Origin of the sequence: Peribacillus sp. FSL E2-0159 (assembly GCF_038643155.1) — a bacterium.
Classification (GTDB): domain Bacteria; phylum Bacillota; class Bacilli; order Bacillales; family DSM-1321; genus Peribacillus; species Peribacillus simplex.
Genome location: NZ_CP152053.1, coordinates 1,668,404 through 1,683,211, shown reverse-complemented (window position 1 = coordinate 1,683,211; position 14,808 = coordinate 1,668,404). Strand labels below are relative to the sequence as shown.

Here is a 14,808-nt window from a genome sequence, read left to right as displayed (position 1 = left end):
CGACAATAAATTTATTAATCCTGCTTTTTATTGAATTATTTTTGTCTGCCTAACGAGATTCTCCACTTATCCTTCTTGGTTTTCCCATCGATTGAAGCTATTTTACATCTGCCAAAACCTCTGATGGAAAGTGTATCTCCTTCACGGCATTCTTCCGAGACGTTTTCCGTTTGCTTGAAATTCACCTTTACTTTACCTGACGTTATCAAGGCCTGCGTTTTTTGACGGGACATGTTCAGGACGGACGATAGCACACTGTCAAGCCTAAGAGAACTGACGGTGGTTACTTGCTCTTCCCATTTCTCCTTAACTTGGACGATATTCTCGATTGGAAGCCGTTTGATGGAAACGGAAGCATTACCTATTTTCTCCAGATTTCCTGTGAGATATGAATCCATCTCTTCGGCAGCTATAAATTGAATATGCTCCTCCGTCACTATTATATCACCAAATTTTTCACGCTTTACCCCTAGTGACATCAAGGTTCCAAGTATTTGCCTATGTTCAAGCGTTACAAATTTTTTTGGATAGGAGATATCGTATAAGGAGATATTGAAATCAGATGGTTCAGGAGAGTAATAATCAGGGTAAATGAGCACACGTTTTCGCTCTACGAAATCGCTTCCGCCATTGAATTGCAGTTTCGCTTCCGGATCATTCCCTATTAGGGAAGTAAGGATTTCCTGCTGACGCGGATCAAGAAAATCAGATAGTTTCGGAGCGTAGGAATTTTTAACCTGATCAATCCAATTCATAGCCTGGTCAATAAAATCTTTTTCCTCCGGCCTGAAATGCTGATAAATACTCATGATTGAATAAATGCTCCTTAGTTATCAAATTAATGGTCGATCATAAGGAATTGATTAAACGGTTCTGCGTTGCAACTACACAGCGGAGAATGTTCCGACTGTGTAGTAATATGCATGTCAGGTTAATTGTTGATCATCCTATTAATGTCTGTAAGTAATAGATTCCATAACCGCTGGCAAAATTAAGTACCAGCAAGGCCACAAGAGGTGAAAGATCAATCATGCCAAGTGGCGGAATGAACTTTCTGAACGGTTCTAAATACGGTTCGCAAATTTTTTCCAGAAATTGACCAATCGATGTCTCTCTTGCATTGGGGAACCAAGACATCAATATGTAACCGATTAATGCCATTGAATAAATTTCAATTAAATAATATAAACCCTGAAGCACTAAACCCATTAACCATTACCACCTCGCTTCTTCGTACTCCTCTTCGGCGGCGAAGCCGGTAATATTACCGGAAACATCGACGTTGTCCGGGGTACATAAGAATATATCTGTTCCGATTTTTTGGATATCCCCGCTGATTGCATAGACAGTCCCACTTAGAAAATCGATGATTCGCTTTCCTTGGTCATGCTGGATTCGTTGAAGGTTCACGACTACAGCGCGCCTGTTTTTTAAATGGTCAGCTACCTCCTGGGCTTCTGCATAAGCACGAGGCTCCAATAATACTACTTTAGAAGATTTCTGTACGCTTTGCAAACTTACGATATTCTGATTGGCATTATTCCCTGCAGAAGCTGACTGCTGCTGTTTAGCTGACTTCACGACTTTTGGTTCAGCCTCCTCTTCTTCCATCACTTCATCCTTGTACTCATACTCATCATCCAGCGCGAAATAAGATTTAAATTTTGATACGAATGACATCTATAGCGTACCTCCTTAAAATTATTCGCCTACAAGTGCTGTACCAATCCTGATCATTGTAGCGCCTTCCTCAATGGCAATCATGAAATCATTGGACATGCCCATGGACAATTCAGTGCAGGGGGCGTGCTTCAACTCTAAATTTTGTATTTCAACCTGGATGCCTTTAAGTTTCCGGAAGCATTCCCGCAAAACCTGTTCATCATCGGTCAATGGCGCCATCGTCATCAATCCTGCAACATTCACCTTATCAAAATCAGATAACCCTTTTATGAAATCCATTGTCGCCTCAGGATTCAGACCATGTTTTGATTCTTCACCAGAAACATTCACCTGCACTAAACAGTTTATCGGCCCGTTTGCGCGTTTTTGAATTTCTTCTGCCAAAGAAATGCGATCCAATGAATGGATATACGAAATTTTATCGATGACATTCTTTACTTTGCGTGTTTGCATAGAACCAATATAATGCCAGTTGGGCTTGTCCTTCAGCACTTCATATTTATTCAATAGCCCTTCGTCACGGTTTTCACCCAAATCAAATATTCCCGCTTCCAATGCTTCATACGCTCTCTCGACCGAAACATATTTCGTCACTGCGATCAACTTTATCGCTTCACGGTCCCTTCCACTATTTTCACATGCTATATTTATTTTTTCTTCGATGTTTTTTAAATTGTCCACTACTTTCACTGTTACTCTAAATCCTCCTTCCAACCGATAAAACTCATCAACCTACCTGTCTTCCCGTTATCACGGCGATGTGAAAAAAACAATTCATGATCACAGCTTGTACAGTATGATGTAACGTCGATCTGACTTTTTGGAATTCCTGATTTTTGAAGAATCAATGCATTAAGTTGCTTAAGGTCTAACTCATATTGCCCTTCACTGATTAAATTATAGGGCTTTTCGTCAATATCTACCAGCAAATTCTGCACTAAATCCATGACATAATCATCAACTACATAGCACTTCGAACAAATAGACGGTCCAATAACAGCATATATCTCACTTGCCTTTATACCCTCACTCAGCCATGCCTCAACCATTTTTCGTGCAATTCCATTAACGGTACCCTTCCAGCCAGCATGTGCCACCCCAATCATACCATGTGCCGGAGCAAGAAAGTATAAGGGCACGCAGTCGGCATAGCAAAGGGTCAATAGAACGTTTTGGTCTTTCGTATAGAAACCGTCAGTCGCTTTAAAGGCTGAATCATAATCCGTTGCACCTCTCCCGCCATCGCGGCTGGTAACTTGATGGATTTTCGTTTCATGAGTCTGCTCGGCACCTATCCATCCATTTAGCGGAAACATCAGCTTACCTGCTAAAATCCTGCGGTTTCCCTGGACATCTTCAAGTTTATCCCCGACATGAAAACCTGTATTCAACGTTTGAAAATCACCTGTACTGACTCCCCCATTTTTTGTGGTGAAGCCCGCTACGAGCTGGAGATTTTGTTGTCTCCAGCTGTCAATGAGCATATATTGGTCTTTTATTAAAACAAATGGCTCTCTCATGCTATAAACCTCTTTATTTTTAGTCTAGTGTATCATATATTTGCGCCATGTACCTTTAAAACCGTTCATCTTTCAGTTCTTCTTGAAATACCGTCTGATGTTCAACAAGAATGACATCTGCACCGATTTTTTTTATTTTCCGCCATGGAATCACAATATCCTGTTCCCTGCCAAAAAAACCCATTAACCTAGTTCCATTTGAAACGATGATGGCCTCTATTTTCCCCGTGGCCGTATTGATTTCAAGATCTGACATATTACCTAATTTCTTACCGTCCGCTATATTGACGATATCCTTAATTTGAAAGTCGGAAATCCTGGTCACATCACTCAGCTCCTCAAAATTTCATCATAGATGAAGGTCCTATTCCTATGTATATGACATGATGCGCTCAAGGATGAAGAATACGATAAATAAACGTCCACTCGATTCACGACTTACCTACCGAAAGGGAATTTCAACAAAATAAAAAAGCCGCTATGGAAAAGTAGCTGTCAGCGGGTATCGACATTTTTGCCCTACCCGCTTCAAGCTAACTTTCTCTCATGCTCAGCTTCTACTGTTGGATATTTTTATTCATTTGCTTGATTGCCGCTTTTTCCAATCGGGAGACCTGTGCTTGTGAGATGCCGATTTCCTCGGCTACCTCCATTTGCGTCTTCCCCTGGAAAAACCGTTTGCGAAGGATCATTTTCTCCCGGTCATTCAACCGTCTCATGCCTTCATTTATAGCTATTTCATCAATCCAGGTACTATCTTTATTTTTTTCATCACTCAGTTGGTCGAGTACATAAATCGGATCCCCGCCATCATTATAAATCGGTTCAAAAAGTGAAACTGGATCTTGTATAGCATCTAGTGCAAAAACAATTTCTTCATGAGGTACTTCCAACACCTTGGCGATTTCTTCAGCTGTTGGCTCACGAAGGGTCTGGCTTATGAGCTTTTCTTTTACCTGCAGAGCTTTGTAAGCGATGTCTCTTAAAGAACGGGATACCCGAATCGGATTATTGTCACGAAGATATCTTCTGATCTCTCCAATAATCATCGGTACAGCATACGTTGAAAACTTAACATTTTGACCTAGGTCAAAGTTATCTATCGACTTCATCAACCCTATACAGCCTACCTGAAATAGATCATCTACATACTCTCCCCGATTGTTGAAGCGTTGAATTACGCTAAGAACGAGTCGAAGATTCCCGTTTACCAGTTTCTCTCTTGCTGAAATATCGCCATCTTGCAGTTCTTTAAAGAGTTTTCTCATTTCTTCATTCTTTAAAACCGGTAATTTTGATGTATCCACACCGCAGATTTCAACCTTATTACGAGACAAAATTATTCCCTCCTCACAGGAGCGCTGTACAAAAAACAGTATTTCCGCGGGAGGAAAAAATATGCACGTGGCTAGAACAGAAAATCTTCATTATTTTTCATTTTAGCTACAAAAGTATTGATTTGATTGACATTTAAGCACATTATTTTTTTACACCATTTTATTAAATTCTTTTCGAAGCCTCTTAATAATCCTTTTTTCCAAACGTGAAATGTAAGATTGGGAAATCCCCAGCATGTCGGCAACGTCCTTTTGGGTTTTTTCTTCTCCGCCTGCAAGTCCAAAACGGAGTTCCATTATCTGTTTTTCACGTTCGGATAACTGCGTAAGTGCTTTTGTCAGCAGCTTACGGTCAACGTTTGCCTCCAAGTCTTTCGTGATAATGTCATCGTCCGTTCCAAGTACATCGGATAACAGAAGCTCATTTCCATCCCAATCAATATTGAGAGGTTCATCAAAAGAAACTTCAGAGCGGATTTTGTTATTTCTGCGTAAATACATTAATATTTCATTCTCGATGCATCTCGAAGCATATGTAGCAAGTTTTATTTTCTTCTCAGGATTGAATGTATTCACTGCTTTGATCAAACCTATCGTACCGATGCTGATTAAATCCTCAATATTTATGCCAGTATTTTCGAATTTCCTGGCAATATAAACCACTAACCTTAAATTACGTTCAATCAAGATCGAGCGTGCAGCTTCATCGCCATTGGGTAATTTATTGATCAGTATTGCCTCTTCTTCCTTTGAAAGGGGCGGCGGCAGTGCCTCACTCCCTCCTATATAAAAAATTTCGTCCGTTTTCAATCCGAGCTTGAACAATAGTTTGTACCAAAAATAAGTGAGCCGAAGAATGAATTTCTTCAAAATAATTCTCCCTTCTAATAAACGGATTATGGGTCAAATTTAAGAGTGAAGCGATGGTTCAGGAGGCATTTTGCACCGGTATCCCGGTTAACATTTTTGGGTGAACGATAGATTGATAGCTATTGTCGGGAGAGAGTTGCTGAAAGGTAAACGAAACGAGACCCTGCTTGACATGAAATTCTTTTTCTCCTTGAACGATTTTAATGTAATCCGGTTTGATTGCGGTTAACAGCTGATGTTCATGACCCACGACTTTATAAGGGATGACACGCATTCTTCCTGTCCATGAATATTCGGGCTGCACTTCCTGACTAATCAGGTTATCAGGGTTTTTAAAGAGCTCTAGCATATCGTTCGGAATTCCTGTTTCCCCACCTGAAAGAGAGATGATCATTACTGGGGAACGTGTAATCGGGTCATATAATTGATTGCCACTATCCACCAATCCATGAAACGTTCCTTCAAAGTCAGAAATTTTAACCGAGACCGAAACCATTTGTTCATGTGTAAGCTTGGTCATCTCCATCCCTTCAAGTGTTCGCTTGGAAAATTGCCATGCGAGCGGGAACCCGATCATGACGAATATCCAGCTGACAGGGTCGCCAAAACGATTGATTCCTGCATATTGGCCAGGGTCCTTGGACACGATTTGAAATTCAAATAGGTAGTGAAGTCCCAGAAGGATCCCTCCCGATAAAAACGTCACGAAATATAAAGTAGCCACCGATTTCATGAAAAGTTTTAACCTATTAAACCCAAAGGTTGCCAGCACCATGACCAGGGATACTAAAATCTTCATGTACACTCGGTCGGCAATTGCATAAAAAGGAGTGAATGCCAATACGATAATGAAAGAACCAACCAGCCCGCCGATGCATACCCGCCAAAGAGCTACCCTTCGTTTGAGAATGATTGCGGTCCAATATAAAAGGAGGCAGTCAAATAACCAATTCAACAACCAGATCACATCTAAATATAAAGTCAAACGCCCTCCCCTCCTTTTATGAACTAACCTTCCACTAGCAAAAAGTATAGCGTACCTGCCCTTAGAAAGTGTGTCACTTTTTGTACTGAAAACTTAAGAGTTTTTCAGTCATTTTTACCCTTTTTGTAGAAAAACAGCTATTGATATTTTAGATACTGTCTTAGAGACTATCCTGCTCCCTTTTACTTCTGTCGATTTATGTTATAAAAGTTTAATAATTTATTGCTCTCTCATCTTTTTACATTAATGAATGGAAGTGAACTAAAGATGGGCTTCTGCCCAGGCACTACATCCAGCACAATCCGGTAATCTATGGGCCCAGGGACATTAAGACAAGATCAGGGATACAATTATGCAGATTTCGTTTAGCACTTCAGTCCAAGTGATAAAGCTCGAGAAAGCCCCATTATTATAAGGTCATTGGATACTAATGCTATTAAGGAATTCATTTATTGACGACAAAAAAACCGTCCCCAAATGGGAACGGCATATGACATCGATTTTAACGGCGTCTATTACGGTTACGAAGGAAGGTTGGAATATCCAAAGCCTCATCACCTTGATTGGCATTACGTGCAGGCTGTTCGTTGACTTCTTCTCTCTTCACTTCACGCTTCACGTTTGTCTGTGGCGTTTGTTGTGTCTGAGGTCTTGATTGCTGCTGTTGTCCGAGTGTTGGACGTCCAGTAGGCCGTATTGAAGCTTCAACCTCGTTAAAGCCTGTTGCAATTACCGTAACGACGATTTCATCTTTAAGGTTTTCATTGATAACCGAACCAAAAATCATATTTACGTCTTGATCGGATGCAGTAGCCACGATATCGGCAGCTTCCTGGACTTCAAAAAGACTTAGGTTCGTACCACCGGTAATATTCATCAGTACGCCTTGGGCACCATCAATCGATGTTTCAAGCAACGGACTGGAAATGGCTTTTTTCGCCGCTTCCGCCGCACGGTTTTCCCCTGAGGAAATCCCGATTCCCATAAGTGCGGAACCTTTGTTGGACATGATGGTCTTCACATCGGCAAAGTCCAAGTTAATAAGACCTGGAACAGCAATTAAATCTGAAATCCCTTGTACACCTTGACGAAGTACATTATCGGCTTCACGGAATGCTTCAAGCATTGGCGTGCTTTTATCGACGATTTCAAGGAGGCGGTCGTTCGGTATGACGATCAGTGTGTCAACCGATTCCTTCATGGATGAAATGCCGCCTTGTGCCTGTGTTGCACGTTTTCGGCCTTCGAAAGTAAATGGACGTGTAACTACCCCCACTGTAAGAGCCCCTAGATCTTTAGCAATGCCCGCTATGACAGGAGCAGCACCCGTTCCTGTACCGCCGCCCATTCCAGCCGTTACGAATACCATATCGGCACCTTTAAGCGCTTCTTCAATCTGCTCTTTGCTTTCTTCAGCAGCCTTTTTTCCTACCTCGGGATTGGCACCTGCACCCAAACCTCGTGTAAGCTTCCCACCGATTTGCATTTTGATTTCTGCTTTTGATAGATTAAGAGCTTGTGCGTCAGTATTGACAGAAATAAACTCAACACCCTGTACACCATGCTCGATCATTCTGTTTACCGCATTGTTTCCGCCGCCGCCAACACCTATTACTTTTATCGTTGCTAATTGTTCTAGATTAGAATCAAACTCCAACATGACAATCCTCCTATTTTGACGAAATTCCCGATTCTTAATGATTGTTATTCAAAAAAGTAACCCAGGATTTTTTTGAATTTAGATTCACCTTTTTCACCTTGTTTTTTAGCCGTGTTCTCTTTGTTTTTCTGAGAAACCTTCTGGCTGCGCTGGTCGTTATCTTCTTGAGCTTGTCCAGCTGCTACAGGAGTTTTATTAGCGGTGTTTTTTTGCATTCTCTCTTTCTTGCATGCGTGTTTAATCAAACCAACAGCTGTCGTGTATTGGGGTTCCCTAACACCGATGTAATTTGGTTCAGCTGTCCTTACTCGGTTTTGGAACACATATTGAGCTAGCTCCAGGACTCCCGGCATCTTGACGACGCCCCCGGTCAACACGAAACCACCCGGTATATCCTGGAAGCCAAGTCTCCTCAAATCATCTTGAATCAACTCGAATATTTCGGTCACCCGTGCTTCAATGATATCCGAAAGCATTAACTGGTTGCAGGTCTGCTGCTGATCGCTGCCGATGATCGGTATTTGGAATACTTCATCTTCAGACGCGTCATCATAAAAGGCATGTCCATGCTTTACTTTTATTTTCTCAGCTTCTTCCATCGTTGTCCTTAGAACGATGGAAAGGTCCTTAGTAAGTGTTTCCCCGCCTATAGGTATCACAGACGTATATTGTAAATAGCCTTGTTCGAAAATTGCCAGAGTCGTGGAACCTCCGCCAATATCGACAAGTGCCACACCAAGTTCTTTTTCATCCTTGGATAAAACAAGGGAACCTGCGGCTAAGGGCTGAAGGGCGATATCGGTTATTTCTAATCCTGCCCTTTCCACACAGCGCAGCGTATTATGTAAAATTGTCCGAAGACCTGTGATTAAAATCCCTCTCATTTCCAACCGGACACCTATCATGCCCCTTGGATCACTGATTTCATCAAGTTCATCAACTTTGTAGTGAATCGGCACCACGTCGATGATTTCCCTGTCGGATGGTATCGTTATTAACTCCGCTGCTTCTCTAACACGGAAAACGTCATGCTCGGTAATCTCTTTATTGTCACTGGATACCGCTACTACCCCATGACACGGCTGAAGCGTTACATGGTTTCCACTTATGCCGACGATTACCTTTTTTATCTCCAGCCCTATCATCCGTTCTGCTTGCTCTATAGCCTTTTGAATGGATTGGACGGTTTCATCTATACCGACGATCGAACCCTTTTTGAGCCCCTCTGATTTAATATTTCCTACACCGATTATATTTAATGTGTCATTGACCATTTCCCCAATGATAACTTTTACACTGGATGTACCGATGTCAAGACTTACGTATATTTCGTTGCTGTTCATTCCATGGCACCTCCTTCAGTTTTATACATGTATTAGTAGAATAACATTTTTATATCGAAGACTTATACATTATAGAATAACAGAACTGATTACAACAACTCGCGAATTTCATATTAAGCGGTTCATTTTGTATTCCCGAACAAAACTCGTAGATTTCTCACTCTATGATGTTTATTGTTCGCTTCTCTACAAGACTGATCTACTTAATAAACTAGATACTGCCTTAAACTATTCGTCATTTACAACTTAATTCCCTTTAAAATTATAGATTTTTTTTCTGCTTTTTCCGGGAAATAGACCATTTTTCAATTAGGATCCTTCTAATCAGGGCGATATTTTGAAAGAGCCTTACACCGAACACAAAGATTGCGGCTAAATATAAGTCTACACCAAGATGTACACCTAGAAAAGCCAAACCTGCAGCTAAAACAATATTAAAGAAGAATCCTGTTACAAATACAACTTCATCATAAATATTTTGCAGGTGTGCCCGTATGCCCCCAAATAAGGTATCAAAAGCAGCAAGCACGGCAATGGAGAGATAATTTGAATATTCATGGGGAATATCAAAATCAACCAAAAAACCGAGGGTGATTCCAATCAAGAGTCCAAAAACTGGCAGCCACATTACGATTCCCCCCCATCCATAATGGGTTCCATGTGATCCACATTAATAGCATTTTGGTAGGCCGGCAATGTCAACTGACCGGAAGGCACCTTAATTTGCACTTCAAAATTATCTATAAAGAAATCATCCATAAGTTCGGAACCTTCAATACGCTGCTTCAGTTTCTTTGGATCAACCGTTATTGCCTGAATTTCGACCGGGTAATGAACAAGAGGATATCCGTCCATTTTCGGCTGCCCATTTATATCACGAATAACAGATGTCGATATATACCTTTGTCCTGAAATGGAAATTTCGTCAGCACCATACCTATACATTTCATTAATGAGCCGAATGATCAATACAGGTGAAATATACTCGACCTTCTCACCAAGAAGGATATCTGCTTTGATAGGCTGTATAGATACGATTACTCCATTTCCTTTTATTTCAGTCAAACCTGCGTCAGTCTTTAATTCGGTCAGGGTGTCACGCAATACTTCTTCTTTACTCTCATTTTTCTTTGTTTCATAGGATGCTATTTTTCCCTCAAGCTTACTGATACCCTCTATTAAATCCGCCTGGGTCTGCTGTTCTTCCAATAAATCATTTTTCAGCTCCCACATATCCCTTGTATCGGAAACGACAGGCTGATTCACCAAATTGAATTGAATAGCGAGCATGAAGCCAGCAATCAACGTAACCAAACTAAAAGAAAGCTTTTTTTTCATTTCCAGTTTCTCACCAATCTTTCATCGAATCCGACGGTCTGATCACCCTCCAATAATTGGATCAAAAATGATATTCTTTTGCTTTTCCACTGTAAAGATAATATTCTCATTTACAAGCTGTTCCTTGATGCCACCGGGTAAGTCTAGTGAAGCACCCAGGACATCCGGGTCCCCAATCGCAGATATGATGAAGGGAGCAGGATGCTGATGGCCATCGATTGTAATCACTGGCCCATTACAAATTATGTATGAATCATGATTTAACCTTTGACCATTAATCGCAACAGCCTCTGCACCTGATATGTATAGTTCATTGACGACCTTGAAGACATGCTGTTCATGGACGAGGTAATTATTAACATTGGCTTCTGAATCCATATCTGTACCATCTTCAAGCGTCACTTGAAGGCCTGAGCCTTTCACTTTCACTTTTCCGAGAAACATACGGTATTTTTCCGTTTCCTTTGCCAAATTGAAAAAAAGCTGCTTTTCCTGAGCTAGGTCCTTTTCTATTTGAGATACATTTTCTTGCTTCTGAAGGAGTTCCTTCTGAAGTTCCCGGTTTTGTTTCTCTTGTTCGATCAGCTGCTGCCTGAGCTCATATTCCTGATCCCAGGCTTTATCCTTTCCTGCTCCTTCACCTTTTTTGGTCAAATTGTAAGAGAAGGCAATCATGAATCCGAGAACCACGCAAACCAAGGGTAAAACCACCTGTTTGCCATTAATTTTCCTCATTAGCGTCTTCCTTTTGTTCATCGTCTTCCTTTTGTTCATCGTCTTCATATGCCTTAAAATAAGAACCCACTTCCAGATCGATGACTCCCTTTACCTCTGGATCCAATTGACTGACAATCGATGGATAGTGAATCATTTTCTCGTATAAAGTACGGCTTGTCGCACTTACTTCAAACCCATCGTTCATAAACATGACGATATGATAGACATCGGTTTTGGTTGGGGCGTAATGAATTTCTGAAATGGCATTCTGAATCTCGACAGGAAGCTTGTCCAGCTCTTCTAAAAGCAACTTTAATGCTTTACCCTCTTTGAAACCAATTAAAACAGGGGCAAATACTGGAATTTCTCCTGTTGCTAACTCTTCTAAAACGGACCCGTTTTCCAAAATAGGTGCAAACTTCCCATTATTGGACAGATATGCCATCCTGTTATGCTCCGTAACCGTAATTTTAATGGAATTAGGAAATACCGGTGTAACCTTAACGCTTTTTATTTCTTGATTTTTTTTGATATTGGCTGCGGCTGTCCCTGTATCAACCTTCCAGATGCTACGATCCATCTTCACCTTACTCAATTTAATGATCTGTTTGGAAGTAATATAACGATTCCCCTCAACCTGCACAGATTTTACATAGCTCAACGGGGATAAGAAATATAGCACACAAGCAACCAGAATGAAGAAAAGGGAAAGCAAAAGAACAAGTCGCCTGTTTGCTTTGCTTTTTCTTAATTGTTTTAATTTCGGGATGCGGTCCTCAATGGAAACGATTTTCCCCTTTTCCATCCCCTTCACCTCTTCCTGAAAAAATGGATGGCTCTTGACAGTGCGCAATCAAGACAAACTCAATATTTGGTTATTAACAAACTTTAAAAGGTAACACATTATATCACAATATTTGGATATAATGAATCCTATTATTTTCTGCCGATAATTTCCACTTCTGTTTCCATTTCAATTTCAAATTTATCATACACAGTATCCTTCACATGCTGTATCAAGGCTTGAACATCCGCTGCACTTCCATTACCAGTGTTAACGATAAAGTTCCCATGCATCGGTGAAATCTGAGCTCCGCCAATAGAATGTCCCTTCAAGCCCGCATTCTCGACCAATTTACCAGCATGATGTGGAAGTGGATTCCTAAATATGCTCCCGGCACATGGAAGATTATACGGTTGGGTTTCTTTACGATAATTCTTGTTATTCTGCATTCTTTCAACGATTTCGGTTTTATCGCCCTCTGTCAATTGAAAAATTGCTTCTAGTACGATACCAGGTCTTTTCTTCTGAAGTAGAGAAGTTCGATAAGAAAACTCCATGTCTTCCTTAGAAAGCCAAGCTAGAGTTCCATCTTCAAAAAGAACATGTGCCTCCTTGAGGATTTCACTCATATCGGAACCGTGTGCACCAGCGTTCATATAGACAGCTCCGCCGACGGAACCAGGAATACCACTAGCAAATTCCAATCCTGCATACCCTTTTTTACTGATTTGTACGGACAGGCTGACAAGTGATACCCCAGCTCCTGCTTTAATCTCCGTTCCATTTATCTCGAGATGATCAAGTCCTTTACCCAATTTAAGCACGGCACCTTCAATTCCGCCATCACTGACAAGTAGGTTCGAGCCCCTGCCGACCACCCTCCATGGCATCCCATGTTCTTTGATGACCTGCATCGTTTTTTCTATATTTTCAATGGATGACGGCACGATGAATAAATCAGCCGGCCCCCCAATTTTCATAGTTGTATGATTCGCAAGCGGTTCCTGTTCTAGAACTTTGCCGATTTTCATTTCAGTTAATTGCTTTATCACATTATCCATGATAAACCTCCTTGTTGTTCCAAAAATTCCAAGTTATGATTTTCATTTCCTCTTCCATGAGGTCACTTATATTACAAGATTAACAACGCCTTTTTAGCAGAAAAATGAACAGAAGCAAGCCCCAGTACGGCCTAACCCTCTTATACTATAGTCTAAACAAAGCCGTATTGCCAATATTTATTGTGGATTCCCCAACATTCATACATGGTAATATTTAAGCGACATTTCATTTATTTCTAAATTTCGGCGAAGCACCCTCCAAAATCGTTTTCCTGCAAGGGTTTTTAACGTAAAAAAGGAAGCCCTGCGTTTAACAGGACTTCCCTTTTGCCACACCATATATTTTACTTATTTCAGAACCTTGAATAACGGCTAATGTTCAGGAGCACCCCAATCGCCATCAACATAAGTGTCAAAGATGAACCTCCATAACTTAAGAGGGGCAAGGTGATCCCCGTAACTGGCATCAGTCCCGTTACCACCCCTATATTGATCATAACTTGTATGGCGACCATTGCAATGATTCCAACCGCTACAAGGCTCCCATATAAATCAGGGGCACCAAGTGCAATCCGAATGCCCCGCCAAAGCATAAGGGCAAATAATAAAATGACCAGAGAGCCCCCGATGAAGCCAAGTTCCTCGGAAAGTATGGCAAAAATGAAATCAGTCTGCGGTTCCGGTAAATAGAAAAACTTTTGACGGCTTTGCCCGAGTCCCAATCCGAACAACCCCCCGGGCCCGATTGCATAAAACGATTGAATCATTTGAAATCCACTGCCCAAAGGGTCTTCCCAAGGATCCAGAAAAGACGTGATCCTTTTTATCCGGTAGGGCGCTGACAAAATCAGACCGATAAAACCTGCTACCCCGATTAGCCCCAAGCCGACAAAGTGACTGATTTTTGCCCCGGAAATAAAAATCATAACGATGCATGTTCCAACCATTACCGTTCCCGTTCCAAGGTCCGGCTGTAACATGATCAATCCAAATGCCAAAAACACTAAACCCAAGGATGGAAGCATCCCCTTTTTAAAGGAGGTGATCAGCTTTTGCCGTTCTGATAAAAACTTAGCTAAAAAAGCGATCATCGCCAGCTTCATGAACTCAGAAGGTTGGACCGAAAAGGCACCTACACCAATCCAGCTCCTCGAACCATTTCTCGCCATCCCTATACCTGGTACAAGCACAGCCAGTAACATAATGAAACAAATGATGATAAGGATCTTGGCCCATGTCCGCCACGTCCAGTAATCTACATTCATGATGAAAAACATGGCTATGACACCAACGCAGGCAAACAGCAACTGTCTTTTAGCAAAATAAAACGAATCATCAAATTTATATGTTGCCCAAATGGCACTTGCGCTGTAAACCATGATTAATCCAACAGTCAAAAGACTTAAGGTGACGATTATGAGAATGAGATCAGGATTCGATTTTTTTAATGGCACGGACATCCACCTCTAGGAAGTTTTTCGAGCCTACGAATATAAACATCAATGCTGAT

At 41.2% G+C, this 14,808-nt stretch carries 17 protein-coding genes; all 17 read right to left on the bottom strand.

The window, feature by feature from the left end; genetic code table 11:
- Positions 1-35 precede the first annotated feature (35 nt).
- Positions 36-809, bottom strand: coding sequence for an RNA-binding protein (locus NYE63_RS08395; RefSeq protein WP_342604782.1), 774 nt, complete (start codon positions 807-809; stop codon positions 36-38).
- A gap of 133 nt (positions 810-942) precedes the next feature.
- Positions 943-1,209: a YggT family protein gene (locus NYE63_RS08390; protein WP_053345253.1), complete on the bottom strand. Its 267-nt coding sequence runs from the start codon at positions 1,207-1,209 to the stop codon at positions 943-945.
- A gap of 6 nt (positions 1,210-1,215) precedes the next feature.
- On the bottom strand, positions 1,216-1,680 hold the full coding sequence (locus NYE63_RS08385) for a cell division protein SepF (RefSeq protein WP_342604781.1): 465 nt from the start codon (positions 1,678-1,680) through the stop codon (positions 1,216-1,218).
- A gap of 21 nt (positions 1,681-1,701) precedes the next feature.
- Complete coding sequence (locus tag NYE63_RS08380) at positions 1,702-2,373, bottom strand: YggS family pyridoxal phosphate-dependent enzyme (RefSeq protein ID WP_342604780.1); 672 nt, start codon at positions 2,371-2,373, stop codon at positions 1,702-1,704.
- A gap of 2 nt (positions 2,374-2,375) precedes the next feature.
- Positions 2,376-3,203 carry a peptidoglycan editing factor PgeF gene (pgeF, locus tag NYE63_RS08375; RefSeq protein WP_342604779.1) on the bottom strand — a complete coding sequence of 276 codons (828 nt, stop codon included), beginning with the start codon at positions 3,201-3,203 and terminating at the stop codon, positions 2,376-2,378.
- Positions 3,204-3,258: 55 nt separating this feature from the next.
- Positions 3,259-3,528 (bottom strand): YlmC/YmxH family sporulation protein, encoded by a 270-nt coding sequence (locus NYE63_RS08370; protein WP_251427762.1) that lies wholly within the window; start codon positions 3,526-3,528, stop codon positions 3,259-3,261.
- 232 nt (positions 3,529-3,760) lie between these two features.
- Positions 3,761-4,540 carry an RNA polymerase sporulation sigma factor SigG gene (gene sigG, locus NYE63_RS08365; RefSeq protein ID WP_034313871.1) on the bottom strand — a complete coding sequence of 260 codons (780 nt, stop codon included), beginning with the start codon at positions 4,538-4,540 and terminating at the stop codon, positions 3,761-3,763.
- A gap of 150 nt (positions 4,541-4,690) precedes the next feature.
- Entirely contained in the window at positions 4,691-5,410 is a 720-nt protein-coding gene (gene sigE, locus NYE63_RS08360; RefSeq protein WP_034313874.1) for an RNA polymerase sporulation sigma factor SigE, read from the bottom strand.
- Between the two features lie 58 nt (positions 5,411-5,468).
- On the bottom strand, positions 5,469-6,395 hold the full coding sequence (gene spoIIGA, locus NYE63_RS08355) for a sigma-E processing peptidase SpoIIGA (RefSeq protein ID WP_342604778.1): 927 nt from the start codon (positions 6,393-6,395) through the stop codon (positions 5,469-5,471).
- Positions 6,396-6,897: 502 nt separating this feature from the next.
- Complete coding sequence (gene ftsZ / locus NYE63_RS08350; RefSeq protein ID WP_134783292.1) at positions 6,898-8,055, bottom strand: cell division protein FtsZ; 1,158 nt, start codon at positions 8,053-8,055, stop codon at positions 6,898-6,900.
- Between the two features lie 44 nt (positions 8,056-8,099).
- Positions 8,100-9,398: a cell division protein FtsA gene (gene ftsA / locus NYE63_RS08345; protein WP_342604777.1), complete on the bottom strand. Its 1,299-nt coding sequence runs from the start codon at positions 9,396-9,398 to the stop codon at positions 8,100-8,102.
- Between the two features lie 262 nt (positions 9,399-9,660).
- A complete protein-coding gene (locus NYE63_RS08340; RefSeq protein ID WP_063231929.1) occupies positions 9,661-10,026 on the bottom strand; it encodes a small basic family protein in 366 nt (121 codons plus the stop codon).
- Positions 10,026-10,736 carry a DUF881 domain-containing protein gene (locus NYE63_RS08335; RefSeq protein ID WP_342604776.1) on the bottom strand — a complete coding sequence of 237 codons (711 nt, stop codon included), beginning with the start codon at positions 10,734-10,736 and terminating at the stop codon, positions 10,026-10,028. Before NYE63_RS08335 ends, NYE63_RS08340 begins: the two co-directional genes overlap by 1 nt.
- A 42-nt stretch (positions 10,737-10,778) precedes the next feature.
- The gene (locus NYE63_RS08330; protein ID WP_342604775.1) at positions 10,779-11,471 is read right to left on the bottom strand and encodes a DUF881 domain-containing protein; all 693 of its coding nucleotides are present in this window, start codon (positions 11,469-11,471) and stop codon (positions 10,779-10,781) included.
- Complete coding sequence (locus NYE63_RS08325; RefSeq protein WP_342604774.1) at positions 11,458-12,258, bottom strand: FtsQ-type POTRA domain-containing protein; 801 nt, start codon at positions 12,256-12,258, stop codon at positions 11,458-11,460. The genes NYE63_RS08330 and NYE63_RS08325 overlap by 14 nt, the downstream gene beginning before the upstream one ends.
- A gap of 131 nt (positions 12,259-12,389) precedes the next feature.
- Entirely contained in the window at positions 12,390-13,298 is a 909-nt protein-coding gene (gene murB / locus NYE63_RS08320) for a UDP-N-acetylmuramate dehydrogenase (protein WP_342604773.1), read from the bottom strand.
- Between the two features lie 353 nt (positions 13,299-13,651).
- Positions 13,652-14,752 (bottom strand): stage V sporulation protein E, encoded by a 1,101-nt coding sequence (spoVE, locus tag NYE63_RS08315; RefSeq protein ID WP_098371083.1) that lies wholly within the window; start codon positions 14,750-14,752, stop codon positions 13,652-13,654.
- Positions 14,753-14,808 lie beyond the last annotated feature (56 nt).